We start from the raw sequence: 20600 nt of genomic DNA on the forward strand, positions 1-20600 counted from the left end.
GGTTTCCCGGTGAGCAACGAACCCGAGCAGACGACCGACCCCGCGCGTCGCGGCTCCGTGCCGCCGCGCCACGGGCGCCAGAAGCGACGGGCGGGCGTGGTCTTCCCCGCCGTCGCCGGGGTGCTCACCATGGCACTCCTGCTCAGCGGCGGGTACGCGGCCTTCGCGTTCAACCGCGTGCAGAGCGGGGTGACGCGGATCGACGCCATCGCCGGCGGCAAGAAGGACAAGGACGACATCGACGGCAAGGCGCAGAACATCCTGCTCGTCGGCGACGACCACCGGCCGGAGAACGCCACCCCCGAGCAGATGGCCGAGCTCAGCACGACGACCGACGGCGGTGCGACGAACACCGACACGATGATCGTGCTGCACATCAACGCCGACGGCTCGCAGGCGACGATGATCTCGTTCCCCCGCGACTCGTACGTCGACATCCCGGACGTCGGCAAGGGCAAGCTCAACAGCGCCTTCTACTACGGCACGCTCAACGGCGGTGGCGACACCGGCGGTGCGAAGACGCTCATCAAGACGATCGAGAACCTGAGCGGGCTGTCCATCGACCACTACGTGCGCGTCTCGCTGCTCGGCTTCTACCAGGTGGTGAAGGAACTCGGCCCGGTCGAGGTGTGCCTGAACCAGCCCGCGAAGGACAAGGACTCCGGCGTGGACCTGCCCGCGGGCAAGTCGACGCTCAACGCGAAGGAGGCGCTGTCGTTCGTGCGCCAGCGCAAGGGGCTGCCGAACGGCGACCTCGACCGCAACGTGCGGCAGCAGTACTTCCTGTCGCAGGAGGCCCGCAAGGTCCTGTCCGCCGGCACGCTGCTCAACCCGATCAAGATGAACAACATCCTCGGGGCGATCGGTGACTCGATCCAGACCGACACCGACCTGGTGTCCCTCGCGACGCAGATGCGGAACCTGCGCCCGGGCAACATCCAGTCGGCGACCATCCCGACGCTCGGCACCCCGACGATCTACCCGAACGGCACGGCGCTCTCGATCGTCGAGGTCGACACCGTCGGGCTGCCCGCGTTCGTGCAGGGCCTGGTCGGCGAGCCGGAGCGCTACGCCAAGGCCGGTCGTGCGCAGCCGGCGAACACCTCGGTCACCGTGCTGAACGGCTCCGGTGTCGAGGGCGCCGCGACCGCGGCCGGGCAGGTCCTGACGGCACGCGGGTTCCAGGTCGCCCCGGCCGGGTCGTCCCCGACGACGAAGACCACGCAGGTGCAGTACCCGGCCGGCCAGGAGTCGCAGGCGAAGGCCGTCGCGGCCGTGACGCCGGGTGCGGTCGCGGTGCGGACGAACGTCGTCTCGACGGTCACGCTGGTGCTCGGCACCGACGGCAAGACCCCGAAGCCGGTCGCGGCGCCGAGTGCGACCGCCTCGTCGCCCGCCGCCGACGCGGGGAGCTCCTCGGGTTCGGGGTCGAAGCCCAGCGCGAAGCCGTCGAAGGAGCCGTCGCCGAAGTCGACCGACGTGCACAACTACGGCACCGACGGCACCTGCATCAACTGACCGCGTCCCCCGCGGGATGGGAACGTCCCGCGGCGGGATCGGTACGGTCGACGGGTGAGCACTGCGGCCCGTCCGATCGTCCTGATGACCTACAACGTCAAGAACCCCGACCCGGCGCACGACTGGCCGGCACGGCTGCCGGTGGTGCTCGACATCATCCGGCGGCACGACCCGGACGTGCTGTGCGTCCAGGAGGCCTTCGACCACCAGATGGACGCCCTGCGCGCCGGGCTCCCCGACCACGCCGACGTCGGGCAGGGTCGCGAGGGCGGCACCGCGGGCGAGCACGCGGCGGTGTTCTTCCGCCGTGACCGCTTCCGCCCCACCGACCAGGGGTCGTTCTGGTTGTCGGACACCCCCGACGAACCGGTGTCGAACACCTGGGGCAGCCTGTACCCGCGGATCGCCAACCACGTCCGGCTGCTCGACGCCGACGGCCCGGCCTTCACCCTGCTCACCACGCACATGGACCACGAGGTCGGCCCGCACGGCGACGAGGTCCGGGGGAGGAGCGCCGCCCTCATCGTGGAGCGCCTGGCCGCGGAGACCGGCCCGGTCGTGTTCGCGGGCGACTGCAACGAGCCGTCCGGTTCGGGTGCGGCGTCGCGCGTGTTCCGCGAGGCCGGCTTCGAGGACGCCTGGCTGGTGGCCGGCGACCCGGACGACCGGACCGCGAGCTACAACGAGTGGCAGCCCCCGGTCGACTCCGGAGAGCGCATCGACTGGGTGCTCACGCGCGGGGTCGCCGCCGTCGAGCGGGTCGAGATCGACCACGACGGACCGGAGACCTGGTTCGCCAGCGACCACTTCCCGGTCGTCGCGACGATCCGCGTCTGACCGCGGGCGGCCGGGTCAGCAGCTGCGCTGTGCGTGCACCGGCATCGGCGACCCGAGCACCGTGACCGTGGTCTCGTCGGTCAGCGCCGACACCCCGTTCGTCCCGGTGTGCGCGTGCGCGGCCCGGCGCCCCCGGTCGGTGCGCTCCCACCCCTGCTGGAGCAGCAGCTGCCACGCCTGGGTGTCGTCGGAGCCGTAGGACACGCGTTCCGAGCGCGGGGCGTCGGCGATCGCCCGGCGGATGTCGTCGCCGACCCGCACGCCGTCCGGGCCGGAGAGCTCGACCGTCGAGCCCCAGCGGCTGCGGACCGCGTCGCGCAGCACCCGGATCTCGACGGCGTTGCCGATGCGTGCGGTGGTCGCCAGCGCAGCGACCCGCACGGCGCCGCGCCAGGTGTACGTGGTGCCGGCGGGGAAGCACGCGCCGCCGTCGCCCTCGGCGGTCTGGGTGCGCGACGGTGTGCCGAGCAGGCGGTCGAGCAGGCCGACGGTGAGCGCGGAGTCCCGCATCGACGCACGGACGACGGTGTCGTCGCCGGCGCGCAGGACGAGCGACTCGGCGCCGAGCTCGATCGCGTCCACCTCGCGCAGCTGCGACTCCGTCACGACGACCGGTGCGGCGTCGCGGACGGGCACCGCGGCGACCGCGGCGTCCGGCCCGGCCCAGGGCGTCCCACCGCCGACGACCGATCCGGCCGTGCAGGCCAGGACGGCGGCGCAGAGTGCGAGCTTGGTCCGAGGAGTCACCGTCCGACGGTACGACGCCGGAGCGGCGTGGACGACAGGTGTTACCGAATCGCGTCCGGGCCGTCACCGGACCGTGACCTTGTCGGGGGGCGCGAGCGGCGCCCCGGTGGTGCGCGCGATCGGACGTGGGCCGACCCGTGGGACCGGGGGACAGCCTCCTGGGCGGACGTGCTGTCGCGGCTGCGTACCGTCACCGGCATGACGGACCAGTACACCATGCAGGACCCGACCAAGCTCTACGCCGACAAGAAGCCCGACGAGCAGTACCTCGAGGGTGCCGGCACCGACGAGGAGATGGCGAAGAACGTCCCCGCGGACCACGGCGAGGACACCTACCGCGGTTCCGGCCGTCTCGAGGGCCGCAAGGCGCTCGTGACCGGCGGCGACTCCGGCATCGGCGCAGCCGTCGCCATCGCCTACGCACGCGAGGGCGCCGACGTCGCCATCTCGTACCTGCCCGAGGAGCAGGAGGACGCCGAGCGCATCGTCGGCCTCATCGAGGCGGCCGGCCGCAAGGCCGTCGCCCTGCCCGGTGACATCACCTCGCTCGAGTTCTGCGAGCAGCTCGTCGCCGACGCCGTCGAGCAGCTCGGCGGGCTCGACATCCTCGTGAACAACGCGGGCAAGCAGCAGAACGTCGACGACATCACGAAGATCTCCGACGAGGAGTTCGACGAGACCTTCAAGACGAACGCCTACGCGACCTTCCGCATCACGAAGGCCGCCGTGCCGCACCTGCAGCCGGGTTCGACGATCATCAACACGACGTCGATCCAGGCCTACGCGCCGTCGCCCCACCTGGTGCACTACGCCGCCACGAAGGCGACCGTGAACAACATGGCCAAGGGCCTGGCGGCGCAGCTCGCCCCGAAGGGCATCCGCGTCAACGCGGTCGCCCCGGGTCCGATCTGGACGCCGCTGCAGCCGGCCGGCGGCCAGCCGCCGGAGGCGCTGCCCTCCGCCGGTGAACAGACCTACCTGGGTCGCTGGGGTCAGCCCGCCGAGCTCGCGCCGGCGTTCGTGTTCCTGGCGAGCGGCGAGTCGTCGTACGTCGTGGGCGAGACGCTGCACGTCGACGGCGGGATGCCGACGCCGTAGGGCGCGCTCCACGAGCGGTCGTACAGGAGGCGCGGTGCCGGTGGGCACCGCGCCTCCTGTCGTGTCCTGGGTCGCGTCCACCGCCGGCGCGGCGTCAACAGGTGACGGTGCCGGCCATCCGTTCGAGGAGCTCGCGCGCCGAGAGGGCCGCGGCGAGCTCGACCTCGACCGGGTTGATGCCGATCGCCCGCTCGACGGCCCGGCGGCGAGCCTGGTCGGCGATCGGGACCTCCGGACGCTGGGGCAGCACCGCGACGGCCCGTGCGGCGGCCTCGAACGCTCCGGCCGGTCGCCCGAGCTGCTCCCACATGGCCCGGACGTCGTGGGCCACCTGGTCGGGGTCGCCGCCGAACTCGAAGCCGGCCGAGGCCATGGTCGCGAGTCCCTGTGCGGTGGGGTCGTTCGGGGTCATGCCCGGCATCGTCACACGCGGTGCCGCGAGGGCGCTGGACGTCGCTTGTCCTCCGATGTGCTGACACCCGGACCGGGGATTCTGGTGTCCCCCGTTCTGCGTCAGCATGGAGGGGTCCCGGCTCCCGGGGCGACGCGGACACGACGTCCGGCGAACGACGGAGGGCATGATGCTCGAACACACCAGCGCGGACACGCAGGCGGCTGTCGCCGCGGCCGCCACCCTGCACCTGCGGATCACGATCGTGGGGGCCACCGTCGACCTCCTGCGCGACGTCCCCTTCCACGAGGCGCGACCCGCCCACGTCGCCGAACGCCTGGGGATCCCCGTCTCCGAACTCGAGCAGCACTTCCCGTCGTGGGACGGCCTGGTGCTCGCCGCGCTGGACCGCTGGAACGGCGCCCGGATGGACGAGGTCACGCGCGAGGTCGGGGACGGCTCCACCGTCGACCTGCTCCGCGCCATCGTCGCGTCGAACGCCGAGGACCCCGCGCTCATGCGCCTGCTCGTCGCGCTGCTGTCCGTGGCGGGCAACCCGCTGCACCCGATGGCGAACTACCTGCGCTCGCGCTACCAGCTCTTCTACGCCCAGATCAAGCGCGGACTCGAGCACGACGTCGCCGTCGGCCGCGCGCCGCACACCATGGAGCCGCGGCGCGGTGCCGAGCAGCTCATCGCCCTGTACGAGGGCCTGCAGCTGCAGGCGCTGCTGCGCTCCGACCTCGACCTGGTGCCGGCCTTCGACCGGGCCGTGGCGCGGCTCGAGCGCGGGTGGATGGAACGCTACGAGGCGGGCGCCGCCCGCCGTCTGGCGACCTGGAACGACGACGACACCGGCAGCTGGGAGATCTGAGCGCGGTTCCTGCCCGGTCCGACGTCCGCTGAGCGCGTGCCTGCGCCGGGGCCGAGCGTCGACCGCGTACCGATGGGTGTCGACGGAAGGAACCGACATGGCATCACCGAACCCCATCCAGGTCCAGAAGTACCTGAGCGGCATCGACTACCCGGCGTCGAAGGACGACATCGTCTCGACCGCCGAGCAGGAGAACGCCCCCGACGACGTGCTCGAGGCACTGCGCGGGATCCCGGACCGTGAGTACGACGGCCCGACCGCGGTGTCGAGCGCCGTCTCCGACGCGGGCTGAGCGCGAGCGACCGTGCCGCGCTCGCGACACGGTCGCATCGAGTGAGCAGAAGACGTCGGGTGGCGTGATCGCACCCGACGTCTTCTGCTCATTCGGTGCCGCCCGAGCGCGACCCGCCTGACCGCGAGCGACCCGAGCGACCCGGGCGACCCGGGCTACGCGCTCGACCGCGACCCGCGCGGCACCGAACCGTCGCCCGGGTCGTACCCGGAGTCCCGGATGACCCGCAGCGCCGTGGTGTCGTTGTGGACCGAGTGCACGACGACCCGACGGGTGCGGCGCAGGGCGCGACGGGCGCCGGGCGTGGCGAAGAGGCCGCCGAGCACGAGTCCGGCGCCGATGCCGAGCGCGACGGACACCGCGGCGACGAAGTCGAGCGCCGCGCCGGGTGACCCGGACATGAAGTTGAGCAGGGCGTTCGACACCGCGACACCGGGCAGCAGCGCCCCGCAGAACGCCGGTACCGCGATCGCCGCCACCGCCGTCCGCATCCGCACCGCCGCGTAGGTCGACAGCACGCCGAGCAGGACCGACGCCAGGAACGTCGCACCGAGCAGCGGCAGCCCGGCCTGGCGCAGCACCCACAGCGAGGTACCCGCCGCGACCGAGAAGACCACCGCGACCGGGATCACCCGGGCGCTCGCCTGCTGCACGAAGCAGTTCGCCGCCGCCGACACGACGGTGAGCGACATGAGTGCCCAGAGCGGCAGGGGGCGGATGACGATGCCGGACGGGTCGACCTCGATCGACAGCCAGTGCGTGACGGCGATGCCTGCCGGCACCCCGACCACGATCGCGGCGATGACCAGCCCGATGTAGAACGCGCGGGCCACCGCCATCGCCCGGAAGCCGGAGATGGCGTCCTGCGCCCAGGTCACGAGCGACGGGTGCGGCAGCAGGAGCACGACCAGGGCGGCGACCATGGTGGCCGCGCCGCCGGGCCCGAGGACCTCGGCGCGGATGGCGAGCGACCCGATCGCGGAGGCCACGGCGGCCTGCGCTCCCGAGACGAAGAACTGCGGGTACCCGCGGCCGGTCAGCCACCGGCCGGACACGATGATGCCGAGCATGAGCACGAACGCGCCGACCCCGGCGCGCCAGCCGCCGCCGGCCTGCATCGCGATCGACGTGCCGAGGACGGACAGGCCGACGTCGGCCAGCCACGTCGGCCACCGCGGCGGCATCCGGAGCACGGCGACGAGCGCGTTCACGGCAGAGGTCATGTCCCGGTCGTCGTGGATCAGGTCGTCGACGATCTGGTTCGCCCGCGCCAGGCGGTCGAGGTCGGAGCCGTCCGAGTGCACGGTGCGGACCTTCACGAGCGGCGGGACGTCGGACGGCGCGTACTGGATCGTCACCGAGCTGCCGGAGAAGTCGAGGTCGAGCGGCGCGAGGTTCCACTTCGTGGACACCGCGACGACGGCGGTCTCGACGCTCCGGGTGTCCGCGCCGGAGGCGAGCATCACCTCGGCCAGGTCGAGGCAGAAGTCGACGATCTGGGTCGCGGTGTACTGGTCGCGCCCCTTCGCGTCGGGCTCGACGTGCTCGTAGATCGTGCCGCGCAGACGGGCCCGGGCGTCGCGCAGGTCGTGCTGCGCCAGGCTGCGGCGTCGTGGCCGTGGTGGGCGGCCCGGCTTGTGCGGGCCAGGGGGGTGCTGCTCGGCCATCACGCCATGGTGCCAGGCGGATCGCGCCGAGTCCGGACGTCCGCTGGACGCCGCAGGGTCAGCTCCGGCGGCGCACGCTGAGCCGACCGGCGGCGAACGCGGCGACCACGGCGCCGGCGACGGCGAGCAGCTGACCGACGGCCCGCTGCACCGAATTGGTCCCGGCGACGAAGGCGTAGTCGGACAGGGGCGCGTACGCGAACCAGCCGAACGACGCCGTCGGGGCGGTCAGCGCGACCACGATCCCTGCCACGAGGGCGACCAGGCCCACCCAGAACGCGATACCGGACGGGGTGGCGAAGAGGCGACGTCCCATGCGCACCAGCGTACGGGGACGACGGACAGGAGGCCCGTGGCGGGGTCGCCACGGGCCTCCTGTCCGACAGGTGGTCGGTCTGCTGCCTACTGCTCGAACGTCGCGTCGAGCGTGATCTCGACGCCGGTGAGGGCCTTGCTGACCGGGCAGGTCGCCTTGGCGTCCTCGGCGGCCTTCAGGAAGGTCGCCTCGTCGATGCCGGAGACCTCACCGCTGACGGTGAGGGCGATGCCGGTGAGCTTGAAGCCGCCGGCCGAGTCCGGGCCGAGCGAGACGTCGGCCTTGACGTCGAGGGCCTCGACGGTGCCGCCGGCCTCGCCGAGGACGGCGGAGAACTGCATGGCGTAGCAGGCCGAGTGCGCTGCGGCGATGAGCTCCTCGGGGCTGGTCGTGCCACCGGCCTCGTCAGCGGCGCGCTTCGGGAACGAGACGTCGTAGGTGCCGACCTTCGAGCTCGAGAGCTCGACCTGACCGGAACCGTCGTTGAGGCCGCCGTTCCAGGCGGTGCGTGCGGTGCGCGTGGGCATGGCCGCTCCTTTCGTGTGGGGGATCGGACCCGAGCGGGACCGTCGGAGCCGAGTCAATCGGAGAACGCTCGTTCTCGCAACCCGCTCACGGCGAAGACGCAGGGTTCCGGGTGTGCCTGGTGCTGCCCGGGTGCTGTTCCGGTGCTGTCCCGCGCGTGGGGGGTCGTTCCGCGCGTGGTGAGGTGATCCGCGCGTCGGGGGACGTTCCTTCCGGCCGACCACGCGCGGAACCGCTTCCCATCTCACGCGCGATGGGAAGGAGCGTGCGCGTGCAGGTGGGCGACAGGTGTCGCGGAGGGCAACAGGTGTAGGATGAACCTCCGGATCACACGATCCGATCGCGACGCCGCACCCCTCCTGACGCCCGACGGATCACCGCCGATCCGCCGCCCGCAGTCAGCGAAAGAGGAGAACCCCATGCGCGCCGTCGTGTTCGAGCAGTACCAGACCTTCCCGTCCCTGACGGAGGTCCCGAAGCCCACTCCCGGGCCGGGGGAGGTGCTGCTCAAGGTCGCCGGTGCCGGGGCTTGCCACTCGGACGTCGCCGTGTACCGCGAGTTCCAGGAGGGCCAGCCGGGCGCCCAGGCCCCCGCGTTCGTGCTCGGTCACGAGAACTCCGGCTGGGTCGAGGCCGTCGGCGACGGGGTCACCGGCTTCGCCGAGGGTGACGCCTACCTGGTGTACGGGCCGGTCGGCTGCGGGCACTGCTCGTACTGCTCGAAGGGGCAGGACACCTACTGCGAGAACGCCGCGACGAACCCGTACATGGGCATCGGCCTCGGGCGCGACGGCGGCATGGCGGAGTACGTGACGGTGCCGGCGCGGAACCTCGTGCCGCTCGGCGACGCCGACCCGATCGCCGCCGCACCGCTCAGCGACGCCGCGCTCACGCCGTACCACGCGATCAAGAACTCCCTGCCGAACCTGGCGGGCGGCGGCAAGTACGCGCTGGTCGTCGGGCTGGGCGGCCTCGGGCAGATCGCCGTGCAGATCCTCACCGCGCTCACCGGCGCCACGGTCATCGCCACGGACATGAAGCAGGACGCGATGGACCGCGCTGCCGCCCGGGGCGCGATCACGGTGCCCGGCGGCCCGGACCAGGCCGCTGCGATCCGCGAGATCACCGGCGGTCGCGGTGTCGATGCGGCCTTCGACTTCGTCGGTGCCACCCCCACGATCACGCTCGCGCAGGCGTCGATGGCGGTCGGCGGCCGGTTCACCGTCGTCGGGATCGCGGGCGGCACCACCGAGTGGAACTTCTTCTCGACGCCGTACGAGTCGACCATCACGAACACGTACTGGGGCACCATCGAGGACCTGAACGAGGTCGTCGCCATGTACCGCGCGGGGCAGATCGTCCCCGACGTCGAGCGCTACGCGCTGTCGGACGCGCTCGAGGCGTACCGCAAGCTCGAGTCCGGCGAGCTCTCGGGCCGCGCGGTGGTCGTCCCGACGCTCTGACGGGCAGCGCCCGCGGCGCCCTTGACGGGTGTCGCGGGCGGGGCGATCCTTGCCCGCATGAGCCTGTTCATCAGCTGCCCGGTCGAGAGCGTCGAACGCGCGACCGCCTTCTACAGCGCGCTCGGCTGGACGAAGGACACCACGATGTCCCGCGACGACGTGTCGTGCTTCGCGATCACGCCCGGGCAGTTCGTCATGCTCGCCAGCCGTGCGGTGTACGCGAGCGTCGGCGGGACCGAGGACCTCGTCGGCGGTCCGGACACCCCCTCGAAGGTGACGGTCTCGTTCGACCTGGACAGCCGCGAGGCGGTCGACGACCTGGTGGAGCGAGCCGCCGCCGCCGGGGGCCGGGTCGGGGACACCGACGACTTCCCGTTCATGTACCAGCGCCAGTTCGACGACCCCGACGGGTACCACTACTCGCCGTTCTGGATGAAGCCGGAGACGGCACCGACGCCCTGACGGCGACCGCGACCGTCACGCCGGTGCCCGGCGACCGTCACGCCGGCGCCCGGTACCCGGTACCCGGACCCCGCCCCGCGCCCGCCCCGGGTGTCAGCGCCCCGCGGCGTAGCCCTGCGCGCCCCGCGGGTTCGCGGCGGCACCGAGGACGCCGGTCGACGTGTCTCGGGTGACGCAGGAGAGGCGACCCAGCGACCAGTCGCCGGCGCGCGTGACCACGTGACCACGGGCCTCCAGGCCGGCGATCACCGCGTCGCCGAGGCGGTCCTCGACCACGAGTCCCGCCGGCTCCCACGTGCGCGGCCAGAACGAACCGGGGAACGACGTGGTGTGCAGTGCCGGGGCGTCGATGGCCTGCTGCGGCGAGTACCCGCCGACGATCCAGCGCAGCAGGAAGAGCAGCTGCCACTGGTCCTGCTGGTCGCCGCCCGGTGAGCCGAGGGCCGCGACGGGTTCGCCGTCCCGCAGCACGAGCGTCGGGGTGAGCGTCGTGCGCGGACGGTCCCCCGGACGCAGGGTCGAGGCCGTGCCCGGCTCGAGCCACGTCATCTGCAGGCGCGTGCCGAGGCAGAACCCGAGGCCGGGGATCGTCGGTGACGACTGCAGCCAGCCGCCGGACGGGGTCGCGCTGACGATGTTGCCCCAGCGGTCGACGACGTCGATGTGGCAGGTGTCGCCGCGGGTCTCGCCGTCCGGGGCCACGAACGGTTCGCCGCGGTCCTCCACAGGAGCAGCGGGAGCGACGGGAGCGACGGGAGCACCGGGAGCGGCGGGAGCACCGGGAGCAGCGGGAGCAGCGGGAGCGACGGGCGGGCGACCGGCGCCCCGCGCGACCTGCACGGTCGGCTCGCCGAGCCCAGCCGGACGCTCGGCGTCGTCGGGGGTGCGGAACGGCGGCAGCACGTGCTCGACGCCCGCGACGCTGCCCGGGCGGAGCTCCGCGGACGCCCGGTCACCGATGAGCGCGCGACGCTCGTCGGTGTAGGCGCCGGAGAGCAGGACGTCCATCGGGACGTCGCCGTCGCCGTAGAAGGCCTCGCGGTCGGCGAGCGCGAGCTTCTGCGCCTCGACGATCGTGTGCGCGCCGACCTCGGTGGACGGGTCGAGCAGTGCGTCGTCGAGGGGGTCGAGCAGGCGGAGCGTCTGCAGCAGCGCCGGCCCCTGCCCCCACGGCCCGGTCTTCGCGATCGTGCACCCGCGGAAGGTCGCCGTCGTCGCCGGTTCGTAGGACGCCCGGAAGGCCGCGAGGTCCGACCCGCGGATCACCCCCGCGTGGTCGGTGCCGGAGGAATGGCGGTGCGGTTCGCGGACGAACCGGTCGATCGCCTCGGCGACGGACCCCTCGGACCACTCGGTGCGGGCCGCGTCGATGCGGGCGGTCCGGGTGCCGGAGCCGGTACCGGCGGCGACGAGCCGGTCGAGCACCGACGCGAGCGCCTCGTTGCGCACCAGGTCACCGGCGGCCGGCACCGCACCGTCGGGCAGCCACTGCGCCGCGGACGTCGGCCAGTGCTGCCGGAACAGGTCCTGCACGGCCGTGATGGTGCGGACCACGGCCGGGGCGACGGGGTGGCCGTCGCGGGCGTAGCCGATCGCCGGGGCGAGGACGTCGGCGAGCTCCCACGTGCCGTGGTCGCGCAGCAGGAGCAGCCACGCGTCGACCGCGCCGGGGACGGTCGCGGCGAGGGCGCCGGACCCCGGCACGAGGGCGAGGCCCTCGGCGCGGTAGTGCTCCGGGGTCGCAGCGGCCGGTGCGGGACCCTGCCCGACCAACACGACCGGGGTCGGGTCCGTCGCCGTCGCGAACACCGCAGTCAGGTCGCCACCCGGCCCGTTCAGGTGCGGCTCGACGACGTGCAGCACGAACGCCCCGGCGACCGCCGCGTCGAACGCGTTCCCACCCCGCTCCAGCACGGACTGCGCGGTGGCCGTGGCGGTCCAGTGCGTCGCGGCGGCCATGCCGAAGGTGCCCTGCAGGTCGGGGCGCGTGGTCTGTCCGGCGGGCGGGACGAAGGCGGGGTTCGGCGTCGGCATGGCCCCATCCTGTCCCAGCACCGGCGGACAGGTGTCGCCGTACCCCCCTGTCACGGGGTTGTGCGCCCCGCGGTGAGAAGCGACCATCGTTCGGCGACTCGTGCAGGGCGAGCGCCGAACGACCGCGCAGGGGCGCGGCCGCTCCACGAGGCAGGGACTCCATGACCACCAACCACTCGACCGTCGTGCGCGCGCGCCGGTCCCTCCGCTTCGCCGGGCTCCTCACGGCGCTCGCCGTCGCCGCGACCGCACTCGTCGCGGGTGACCTCGCGGTGACCGCTCGACCCGCCTCGGCGTCGGCGGTCTGGGTCGGCTCGGCACCGGCCGGCACGACGATCGCCCCCGGTGACCAGGTCACCTCGCCGAACGGCCAGTTCCGCCTGATCATGCAGGGCGACGGCAACCTGGTCGAGTACGGCATCGGCAACCAGGTGCTCTGGGCCTCGAACACGTCCGGCGCGCCGGGCGCGGTCGCCGTGGTCGGCAAGAACCGCGCGCTCGACATCACCAGGAACGGCAAGCGGCTCGCACGCTGGGCGTCGGCGGGCACCGGGCAGTCGACGGCGCTCAAGGTCCGTGCCGACGGCACCATGGCGCTCCTGGCGGGCAAGAAGGTCGTCGTGAACTGGACGAACTTCCAGGACCGGGTCCTGTCCGGCAACCGCATCCTCGGCGGCACCGTCCTGCGCTCCGACACGAGCGCGACCCGCACCCTCAACATGCGCACCGACGGCAACCTCGTGCAGAAGCAGGGCGGCCGCGTCGTCTGGCAGACGAGGACCGGCGGGCACCCCGGCGCCTGGGTGGAGCTGCAGAAGAAGGGCAACATGGTCGTCTGGACCCGTGATGCCTCGCGCAAGAAGGTCGCGCTCTGGTCCAGCCGCACGAGCACGGCCGGCTCCGGCACCCTCCTGGTGCAGGTCGACGGCAACGTCGTGCTCTACGGCGCGAAGGACACCCGCGTCTGGTCGAGCCGCCCGGTCACCGGCCTCGCCTGGCCGGTCAACGGCACGAAGATCAGCGGCCGCTACGGCGACGACCGCGGCGCCGGCCACGTGCCGCGCTACCACCAGGGCACGGACGCGCCCGTCGCGGTGGGCACGGCGGTGTACTCCTCGGGGTCCGGCACCGTGACGAAGACCGTCGCGAACGACGCCGCGTACGGCAACTACGTCGTCGTGACCTACGGACTCACCACGGTCCTGACGGCGCACCTCAGCAAGATCGAGGTCAAGAAGGGCCAGATCGTCAAGCTCTCGACCGAGATCGCGAAGTCCGGCAACACCGGGCAGTCGACCGGGCCGCACGTGCACGTCGAGGTCCGGCGGAACGGCACCCTCGTCGACCCGCTCGGGACGCTGCACTTCCGCTGACGCGGCGCACGGCGGCGGACGGCACGAGCGCGTCCCGGCCGGGAGGCACGGCTCGGGTGGACGGGGACGGTCGCGTCGCCGACGGGCGCGCGTCCGCACCCCTGCCCACCCAGCGGGGCGGGCGACACCCCGCCCCGTCCACGCCCCCGGGACCGTAGGCTGGAGGCGATGGGACAGCGCGGCGGAGGACACGACGCCGAGGCCGTGCTGGCCGCGTTCGCCCGCACGACCGGGGACGTCGCGGCGGCCCGCCGGGTCGCGCGGCAGTTCCAGGACCTCGACGAGGGGGAGCGCTCGGCGCTGCTCTGGAGCGAGGACGACGGCGCGAAGACCGTCGCCGTCCTGCTGCTCGTGCAGGCCATGCGGGCACGCCCCGACCCGGAGCTGACCGAGGAGTACCTGGCCGCCGCCAAGGCGGAGCGGTTCGACGACCCGGTGCTCGTCGACCTCGCGGCCGAGGAGCTCGTCGGCGCCCCGCTCATCGGCGGTTCGACGGGCCCGATCTTCGCGCTCGTGAAGTCCGACGTCGCGATGGTGCGGCGGATCGCTGTCGTCGCGACGCTCGCGTTCGCGAAGCAGGGCGACGCCGACGTGCCACTCGGCATCGCGGGGCGACTCGTGCGGGAACGCGGCGACACCGTGCAGTCCGCGCTCGGCCGGGTGCTGCGCGAGACGGGGAAGCGGGCGTCGGAGCCCGCCCTCGTGGCGTTCCTCGAGCAGAGCGGACGGTTCCTGACGCCCGCCGCACTCGCGACCGCGACGGAGCACCTGCCGGCGGCCGAGCGGGACCGCCTGCGCGGCTGACCGCCGCCACGCGCGCCGACGCGCGCACCGCACGCCGGGCTGGGAACGCACCACGGGGCGGGCGGGTACCGAGGACGTGAACGCGAGCCGTGCCTCCCGGCCGGCCCGAAGCGAACCACGAGAGGAACGCGACGTGCGCGCACTCACCTGGCAGGGCACCGAGAAGGTGTCCGTCGAGACCGTCCCCGACCCGACCATCCAGCAGCCGACCGACGCGATCGTGCGGATCACCTCCACGGCGATCTGCGGCTCCGACCTGCACCTGTACCGGGTGCTCGGACCGTACATCGACAAGGGCGACGTCCTCGGGCACGAGCCGATGGGCATCGTCGAGGAGGTCGGCTCCGCCGTCACGAACCTCAAGGTCGGCGATCGCGTCGTCATCCCCTTCAACATCTCGTGCGGGCACTGCTACATGTGCGAGCGCGGCCTGCAGTCGCAGTGCGAGACCACCCAGGTCACCGAGTACGGCTCCGGCGCGGCGCTCTTCGGCTACACGAAGATGTACGGCCAGGTGCCCGGCGGCCAGGCCGAGTACCTGCGCGTGCCGCACGCGGACTACGGCCCCATCGTCATCCCGGACGACGGCACGCCCGACGACCGCTGGCTGTTCATGAGCGACATCCTGCCGACGGCCTGGCAGGCCGTGCAGTACGCGGACGTGCCGGAGGGCGGCACGCTCGCGGTGCTCGGCCTCGGCCCGGTCGGCCAGTTCGCCGCCCGCATCGGCAAGCACCTCGGCTACCGCGTGCTCGCCGTCGAGCCGGAGCAGGTCCGCCGCGACCTCGCCGCGAAGTACGACATCGAGACGTTCGACCTGTCGAAGGACCTGGTCGCCGAGCTCGTCGACCTGACGGACGGCCGCGGCCCGGACGCCGTCGTCGACGGGGTCGGCATGGAGGCGCACGGCAATCCCGTCGCCGGCTTCGCCCAGCGCGCCGCCGGTCTGCTGCCGGACAAGCTCGCGCAGAAGGCGATCGAGACCGCCGGCGTCGACCGGCTCGACGCCGTGCACACCGCGATCGACCTGGTGCGCCGCGGCGGCACGGTCTCCCTGAGCGGCGTCTACGGCGGCATGGCCGACCCGATGCCGATGATGACGCTGTTCGACAAGCAGATCACGATCCGCGAGGGACAGTGCAACGTCCGCCGCTGGGTCGACGACCTCATGCCGCTCGTGTCCGACCCGTCGGACCCGCTCGGCACGCTCGACCTGACCTCGCACCGGGTGTCGCTCGAGGACGCCCCGCACATGTACGAGGTGTTCCAGAAGAAGCAGGACGACTGCGTGAAGGTCGTGCTCGACCCGGCCATGGCAGCCGCCTGATGCGGATCGTCGTCGTCGGCGCGACCGGCAACGTCGGAACGGCGGTGCTCCGCCGGCTCGCCGAGGTCCGCGCCGGCGGCGACGGAGCAGCGACGGCGGCTGCGGGGCACGGTGGTGCCCACGCGGCCGCGTCGCCCGACGCCGCACGCGGCGAGGTCGAGCTCGTCGGCGTCGCCCGGCGGCTGCCCGACGCGCACGCCGAGCCGTACGCCTCGGCGGTGTGGCACAGCGTCGACGTCGGCGCGGCGGACGCCGTCGACCGGCTCGCGGCCGTGTTCCGCGGCGCCGACGCCGTCATCCACCTGGCGTGGGCCCTGCAGCCGACGCACGACATCCCGACGCAGTACCGGACGAACGTCACGGGGACGGCGAACGTCCTGGCGGCGGTCGCCCGCGTCGGGGTGCCCCAGGTCGTCATCGCGTCGTCCGTCGGCACCTACCGCGGGGTCGACGTCGACGGCAAGCGCACGCCCGTCGACGAGACGTGGCCGACCGACGGCATCCCGACGGCGACGTACTCGATCCACAAGGCCGAGAACGAGGCCGCGCTCGACGCGTTCGAGGCGGAGCACCCCTCGGTGGTGGTGACGCGGCTGCGGCCAGGGCTCGTCTTCCAGCGCGACGCGGCGGCCGAGATCCGCGGGCTGTTCCTCGGGCACCTCGTGCCGATGTCGATCGTCCGCTGGGTGCGCTGGCTCGTGTTGCCGCTGCCGTACCCGTTCGTGTTCCAGGCCGTGCACGCCGACGACGTCGCCGACGCCTACTGGCGCGCGGTCGACCGGCGGGCCGGCGGTGCGTTCAACATCGCCGCGTCGCCGGTGCTCAACCCGCCGCGGCTCGCACGGGCCTTCGGCATGCTCGGCGCCGTGCGCATCCCGCTCCGGTTGCTGCGCGGCATCGTGACCCTGACCTGGCGGCTCCGCCTGCAGCCGACGGACGCCGGCTGGATCGACATCGCGGCCGGGGTGCCGATCATGCGCACCGACCGTGCCCGGACGGTGCTCGGCTGGGAGCCGCGGCACACCTCCGAGGACGCCCTGCGTGCGCTGGTGGCCGGCTTCGCCGACGGCACGAACGTCCCGGCGTCGGGGCCCTTGCGCGGGTAGGGCGCGGGCGGGGTGCCGGGGTGCTGTTTCGCGCGTCGGAGGTCGTTCCGCGCGTGGGAGGGTCTTCCGCGCGTCGGGAGCCGGAAGTTCTGGCCTCCGACGCGCGGATCCGCTTCCCACTCCACGTGCGATGGGATGGATCGCGCACGTGCTGTGTGTCGGGACGGTGACGATCCAGCGCCCGCGGTGACGGGGATCGGGGCTCCGGAGGGGCCTCGGGTCGTCGGACTGTCGCAGTGCTGAGACATCCGGTGCCTACGGTCGCGGGCATGCAGACCTCGACGCGATCCTCCACTCACGACGACGACGTGCCACAGCAGGACGACCTCGTCGTGCTCGGGCTCGAGGTCGCCATCGTCGTCACGTTCGTGGCGATCATCGGCATCGCGGCGCTCTGGCTGCCCTGAGCGCACGACGGGGGCGCCCGCGCGACCGTCGGCCGGCCGGTGGCCCACTGACCCACCAGCTCGCCCGCGCGCCAGCCCGCAGGCTCGCCGAGCCGTCCGCCCGTCAGTCCGCCGGGCGGAGCTCGACCGTCGCCCGGGCGCCCCGGTCGGTGTTCTCGAGCCGGAGCACCGCGCCCGAGGCCGCCAGGTGCTGCAGCACGATCGCCAACCCGATCCCCGACCCGCCGTGCGAGCCCAGGGCACCGAAGCGTCGCGGGCCGTCGCGGAGGACCTCGGGCGGGAAGCCCGGTCCCGAGTCCTGCACGGCCACGGCGTGCCCGCGCACCTCGACGGCGACCGGCCCCGCACCGTGCCGCTCGGCGTTCGCCACGAGGTTGGTGAGCACCCGGCGCAGGTGGCCGGGGTCGACGACGACCCGCCCCGCGTCGGCGGTGCGGAGCTCGACACGCTCCCCGAGCCCCTCGTCCTCGACCAGGTCCTGCACGGTGCGGCCGAGGTCGGCTGCGACCGCCCGCCCCTCGCCGGCCTCGTGCGCCGCGCGGGACAGGTCGAGCAGGTCGTCGAGCAGCTGCCGGAGCCGCGTCGTGATCCGGCGGACCCGCGCCGTGTCGGGCCCGTCCGGCAACAGCTCGGCGGCCCCGACCAGCGCCGTGACCGGTGTCCGCAGGTCGTGCGCCACCTCGGCGCTGATGGCGCGTTCGTGGTCGAGGCTCCGGGCCAGCGCCGCCGCGGTGTCGGCGAGCCCGCGGGAGAGCACCGCCACCTCGTCGTCGCCCCGGACCTCGGCCGGGGTCCGTCCGGCGACGGTCTCGTCGACGGTCCGCGCCGCGCGCCGGAGCCGTGCGGTGAGCCGTCCGGCGGCCAACCACGAGCCGACCGCCGCGATCGCCGCCGCAACCACGGCCGCGAGGACGAAGGTGTGCTGCAGGTTGGCCCACTGCGTCTGCAACGGGGTGTTGTCCACACGGGTGGCGATCACGCCCGACGCCTGGTCGCGCGCCGCCCACATCCAGCGGCCGTCGTCGTAGGTCACGGCGGTGCCGCCGTCGAGCGAGGCCCGGAGCGCTGCGGGCAGCACCGCCGGGTCGTCCGTGGACTCCGGCGGCAGGGCCCCGCCGAACGCCTGCGTCGCGATCATCTCGTCGAGCTGGGTGAGCGCCTGCTGCCGGAGCTGACCGGTGGCGTCGTCGATCGCGGTGTGCGCGAACACCGCGCCGGCCCCGACCACGAGCGTCGTGGCGAGCACCGTCATGGCCGCCGCCGTGCGGAACCGGAGCGAGCGCCACCACGGGGTGCGGTCGGCGTCGCCGAGGCGCCGGTGGCCACCGGTGTCGGACGTCCAGCTCACGACGGGTCCCGGTCGACGCGGTAGCCGAAGCCGCGGACGGTCTCGACCACCCCCGGCCCGAGCTTGCGTCGGAGCCGCTGCACGTTCGTGTCGACGATCCGCGGGTCCTGCCACGTGCTGTCCCACGCCATCGCGATCACCTGCTCCCTGCTGAGCACGGCGCCCCGGTTCCGGAGCAGGGCCTCGAGCACCCGGAATTCGACCGAGGTCAACGGCACCGGCACCCCTCGGCGTTCGACCCGTCGGGCGCGGACGTCGACCCGGACGTCGCCGATCGCCAGCACCTCCTGCGGCGGCCCGAGCCGTCGACGCAGCACGGCCCGCAGCCGTGCGGATAGGACGTCGGCGTCGAAGGGCTTCGTGACGTAGTCGTCCGCCCCCGCGGCGAGGCCGGTGACCTCGTCGAGCGGCAGGCTGCGGGCGGTCAGCAGGACGACTGGGATGCCGAGCGCGGTGAGCCGGGCGGTCAGGTCGAGTCCGTTGAGCCGGGGCATCGCCACGTCGAGCACGGCGACGTCGGGGACCTCGACGTCGACGGCCTCGAGCGCCGCGACGCCGTCGACCGTCGCGGTGACCCGCCAGCCACGACGCAGGAGCAGGAGCTCCGTGGTCTCGCGGACGTCGTCGTCGTCCTCGGCGAGCAGGACCAGCGGCGCCGGCTCCGAAGCGTGCGCGGGACCGGTCACGCGCACCGAGCCGTGGGTGGGGCCGGTCATGCCCGCTCCTGGTCGCTCAGGAAGCCGAGGTCGCCCCAGATGAAGTGCATGGTCGCGCGGCTCGCCCACGCCGGTCGGTGGCCGGGGAAGGTGATGCTGAGCCGCTCGTACCGCCGGACCTCGCCGACGGCGGTCGGGTCGTCGAAGCGGACGGCGACCGGGTACGCGCGCGTCGTGCCGGTCGAGCAGTCGCAGGCGTTGTCGGTCAGCAACCCCGTGGCGAGCGCCTGCCGGCCGCCCCACGACGACCACGCCAGGTTCTCGAGGCGCTGGTCCGACGACTGACACCAGATCGGGATCGCCGCGGGCTGGGCCACGGCCTGTTCCCCGCACCCGGCGTAGTACGCGCTGCCGACGTCGACCGTGGCGGCGGGGGAGGGCGTCGTGCGGCAGGGGGGTCGACATGGCGGTGACGGAGGCGATGGCCACCGCGGCGGTCACGGCGACCGCGGCGGTGATGCCGAGGCCCCGCCAGGGTACTGGGCGCTGCATGCTCCGAGCCTCCGTCTCGTCGGTGTCCCGCACGGGGCAGGGATGTGTCAGTTCCGTCACAGATGCTCGCACGGACCGACGCGGATCGCGGTGTCCCGGACGCCGCGGGCCACGATGGTGTGACACCGGTCGGAGACGACCGCTCCGTAGCGTCAGCGTCGTTCGGAGCGGGTGCCAGCCCGCACACCTGAAGGGAAGACCGTGACCATGAAGACCTCCATCTCGATCCTCGCCGTCGCCGCGGCGGCCCTCGCGCTCACCGGCTGCGCCGGTGCGGGCACCCCCGCGCAGGCCTCGGCCGCCGAGCGCGCCACCGCCACCTCGGTCGCCGCGTCGCCCTCGGCGACCGTGACGTTCCCCGCCGGTCAGCCCCCGCGCCCCGGACGGCAGGACCGCTACCGCGACACCGACTCGGTGCCCGGCCTGACGGCCGCCGTCGCCGCCGCGGAGCACCCCGGTCTGCAGATCTGCGGTGACGACGTGCAGTCGATCGTCACCGCGTCGGGCGACCTGCGCGGCGACGGCGGCAAGCAGTACCTCGTGGACTCGACGTGCGCGATGGCGACGGCCAGCTCGCCGGACGAGGTCGCCCTGTACGACGTGCACGGTCGCAAGATCGTCCGGAGCGCGGTGATCTCCGAGTTCAGCGCCAACCGCCCGCGGACGACCGCCTACCCGTACCTGTGGAAGCGCCACACGGTCGTGCTCACCTACGACGAGGGCACGGCCTACCGCCTCGTCCAGCTCTCGCCGCACGCCGTGACCCCGGGGACGGTGCACGCCTTCCGGTGATCCCGGCCGAG

General features: G+C 73.5%; 22 protein-coding genes. 13 read left to right on the top strand and 9 right to left on the bottom strand.

The genetic code is table 11. The annotated features are described in order from the left end of the window. Nucleotides 1-9 precede the first annotated feature (9 nt). Both DEI99_RS01140 and DEI99_RS01145 read left to right on the top strand, forming a co-directional pair. Nucleotides 10-1518: an LCP family protein gene (locus DEI99_RS01140; protein ID WP_111042037.1), complete on the top strand. Its 1509-nt coding sequence runs from the start codon at nt 10-12 to the stop codon at nt 1516-1518. 54 nt (nt 1519-1572) lie between these two features. After that, the gene (locus DEI99_RS01145; protein WP_111042038.1) at nt 1573-2355 is read left to right on the top strand and encodes an endonuclease/exonuclease/phosphatase family protein; all 783 of its coding nucleotides are present in this window, start codon (nt 1573-1575) and stop codon (nt 2353-2355) included. Between the two features lie 15 nt (nt 2356-2370). Here DEI99_RS01145 and DEI99_RS01150 read toward each other — a convergent pair whose 3' ends face one another. Then, nucleotides 2371-3102 carry a hypothetical protein gene (locus DEI99_RS01150; RefSeq protein WP_111042039.1) on the bottom strand — a complete coding sequence of 244 codons (732 nt, stop codon included), beginning with the start codon at nt 3100-3102 and terminating at the stop codon, nt 2371-2373. 198 nt (nt 3103-3300) lie between these two features. Here DEI99_RS01150 and DEI99_RS01155 point away from each other — a divergent pair, with 198 nt between their 5' ends. Further along, nucleotides 3301-4200, top strand: coding sequence for an SDR family oxidoreductase (locus DEI99_RS01155; RefSeq protein WP_111042055.1), 900 nt, complete (start codon nt 3301-3303; stop codon nt 4198-4200). Between the two features lie 94 nt (nt 4201-4294). Here DEI99_RS01155 and DEI99_RS01160 read toward each other — a convergent pair whose 3' ends face one another. Beyond that, nucleotides 4295-4612 carry a hypothetical protein gene (locus tag DEI99_RS01160; protein ID WP_146247122.1) on the bottom strand — a complete coding sequence of 106 codons (318 nt, stop codon included), beginning with the start codon at nt 4610-4612 and terminating at the stop codon, nt 4295-4297. 166 nt (nt 4613-4778) lie between these two features. Between DEI99_RS01160 and DEI99_RS01165 the strand changes: the two genes are divergently transcribed. Continuing rightward, nucleotides 4779-5465, top strand: a complete 687-nt coding sequence (locus DEI99_RS01165) for a TetR/AcrR family transcriptional regulator (RefSeq protein ID WP_111042041.1) — start codon at nt 4779-4781, stop codon at nt 5463-5465. Between the two features lie 97 nt (nt 5466-5562). Next, a complete protein-coding gene (locus tag DEI99_RS01170; protein WP_071254217.1) occupies nt 5563-5757 on the top strand; it encodes a DUF2795 domain-containing protein in 195 nt (64 codons plus the stop codon). 155 nt (nt 5758-5912) lie between these two features. Here DEI99_RS01170 and DEI99_RS01175 read toward each other — a convergent pair whose 3' ends face one another. From DEI99_RS01175 to DEI99_RS01185, 3 genes are all read right to left on the bottom strand, one after another. After that, nucleotides 5913-7424 carry a threonine/serine exporter family protein gene (locus DEI99_RS01175; protein ID WP_111042042.1) on the bottom strand — a complete coding sequence of 504 codons (1512 nt, stop codon included), beginning with the start codon at nt 7422-7424 and terminating at the stop codon, nt 5913-5915. Nucleotides 7425-7482: 58 nt separating this feature from the next. Then, entirely contained in the window at nt 7483-7740 is a 258-nt protein-coding gene (locus DEI99_RS01180) for a hypothetical protein (protein WP_111042043.1), read from the bottom strand. An 86-nt stretch (nt 7741-7826) separates the two neighbouring features. Beyond that, nucleotides 7827-8267, bottom strand: a complete 441-nt coding sequence (locus DEI99_RS01185; protein ID WP_071254211.1) for an OsmC family protein — start codon at nt 8265-8267, stop codon at nt 7827-7829. 417 nt (nt 8268-8684) lie between these two features. On the opposite strand from DEI99_RS01185, the gene DEI99_RS01190 reads away from it, so the two are divergent. After that, on the top strand, nt 8685-9728 hold the full coding sequence (locus DEI99_RS01190) for an NAD(P)-dependent alcohol dehydrogenase (RefSeq protein ID WP_111042044.1): 1044 nt from the start codon (nt 8685-8687) through the stop codon (nt 9726-9728). Nucleotides 9729-9785: 57 nt separating this feature from the next. After that, complete coding sequence (locus DEI99_RS01195) at nt 9786-10190, top strand: VOC family protein (RefSeq protein ID WP_111042045.1); 405 nt, start codon at nt 9786-9788, stop codon at nt 10188-10190. Between the two features lie 93 nt (nt 10191-10283). Here DEI99_RS01195 and DEI99_RS01200 read toward each other — a convergent pair whose 3' ends face one another. Next, a complete protein-coding gene (locus DEI99_RS01200; RefSeq protein ID WP_258369443.1) occupies nt 10284-12224 on the bottom strand; it encodes a gamma-glutamyltransferase family protein in 1941 nt (646 codons plus the stop codon). 161 nt (nt 12225-12385) lie between these two features. Between DEI99_RS01200 and DEI99_RS01205 the strand changes: the two genes are divergently transcribed. The 5 genes from DEI99_RS01205 to DEI99_RS01225 all read left to right on the top strand — a co-directional run bounded on the left by DEI99_RS01205 (nt 12386) and on the right by DEI99_RS01225 (nt 17241). Continuing rightward, nucleotides 12386-13597 (top strand): peptidoglycan DD-metalloendopeptidase family protein, encoded by a 1212-nt coding sequence (locus DEI99_RS01205; protein ID WP_111042046.1) that lies wholly within the window; start codon nt 12386-12388, stop codon nt 13595-13597. Nucleotides 13598-13765: 168 nt separating this feature from the next. Continuing rightward, nucleotides 13766-14401 (top strand): DNA alkylation repair protein, encoded by a 636-nt coding sequence (locus DEI99_RS01210; protein ID WP_111042047.1) that lies wholly within the window; start codon nt 13766-13768, stop codon nt 14399-14401. A gap of 133 nt (nt 14402-14534) precedes the next feature. Continuing rightward, nucleotides 14535-15728, top strand: coding sequence for a zinc-dependent alcohol dehydrogenase (locus DEI99_RS01215; protein WP_111042048.1), 1194 nt, complete (start codon nt 14535-14537; stop codon nt 15726-15728). After that, nucleotides 15728-16834 (top strand): NAD-dependent epimerase/dehydratase family protein, encoded by a 1107-nt coding sequence (locus DEI99_RS01220; RefSeq protein ID WP_111042049.1) that lies wholly within the window; start codon nt 15728-15730, stop codon nt 16832-16834. Before DEI99_RS01215 ends, DEI99_RS01220 begins: the two co-directional genes overlap by 1 nt. 269 nt (nt 16835-17103) lie before the next feature. Next, nucleotides 17104-17241, top strand: a complete 138-nt coding sequence (locus tag DEI99_RS01225) for a hypothetical protein (protein ID WP_181434470.1) — start codon at nt 17104-17106, stop codon at nt 17239-17241. Between the two features lie 103 nt (nt 17242-17344). Here the strand turns inward: DEI99_RS01225 and DEI99_RS01230 are convergent, their stop codons facing one another. The 3 genes from DEI99_RS01230 to DEI99_RS01240 are packed head-to-tail and all read right to left on the bottom strand — an operon-like array spanning nt 17345 to nt 19622. Then, nucleotides 17345-18589, bottom strand: a complete 1245-nt coding sequence (locus DEI99_RS01230) for a sensor histidine kinase (protein ID WP_111042050.1) — start codon at nt 18587-18589, stop codon at nt 17345-17347. Further along, nucleotides 18586-19305 (bottom strand): response regulator transcription factor, encoded by a 720-nt coding sequence (locus tag DEI99_RS01235; RefSeq protein ID WP_111042051.1) that lies wholly within the window; start codon nt 19303-19305, stop codon nt 18586-18588. The genes DEI99_RS01230 and DEI99_RS01235 overlap by 4 nt, the downstream gene beginning before the upstream one ends. Continuing rightward, a complete protein-coding gene (locus tag DEI99_RS01240; protein ID WP_284180912.1) occupies nt 19302-19622 on the bottom strand; it encodes a hypothetical protein in 321 nt (106 codons plus the stop codon). The genes DEI99_RS01235 and DEI99_RS01240 overlap by 4 nt, the downstream gene beginning before the upstream one ends. A gap of 376 nt (nt 19623-19998) precedes the next feature. On the opposite strand from DEI99_RS01240, the gene DEI99_RS01245 reads away from it, so the two are divergent. Next, nucleotides 19999-20589 carry a hypothetical protein gene (locus DEI99_RS01245; protein WP_146247106.1) on the top strand — a complete coding sequence of 197 codons (591 nt, stop codon included), beginning with the start codon at nt 19999-20001 and terminating at the stop codon, nt 20587-20589. Nucleotides 20590-20600: the final 11 nt, after the last annotated feature.

Origin of the sequence: Curtobacterium sp. MCLR17_036 (genome assembly GCF_003234445.2) — a bacterium.
Classification (GTDB): Bacteria; Actinomycetota; Actinomycetes; order Actinomycetales; family Microbacteriaceae; genus Curtobacterium.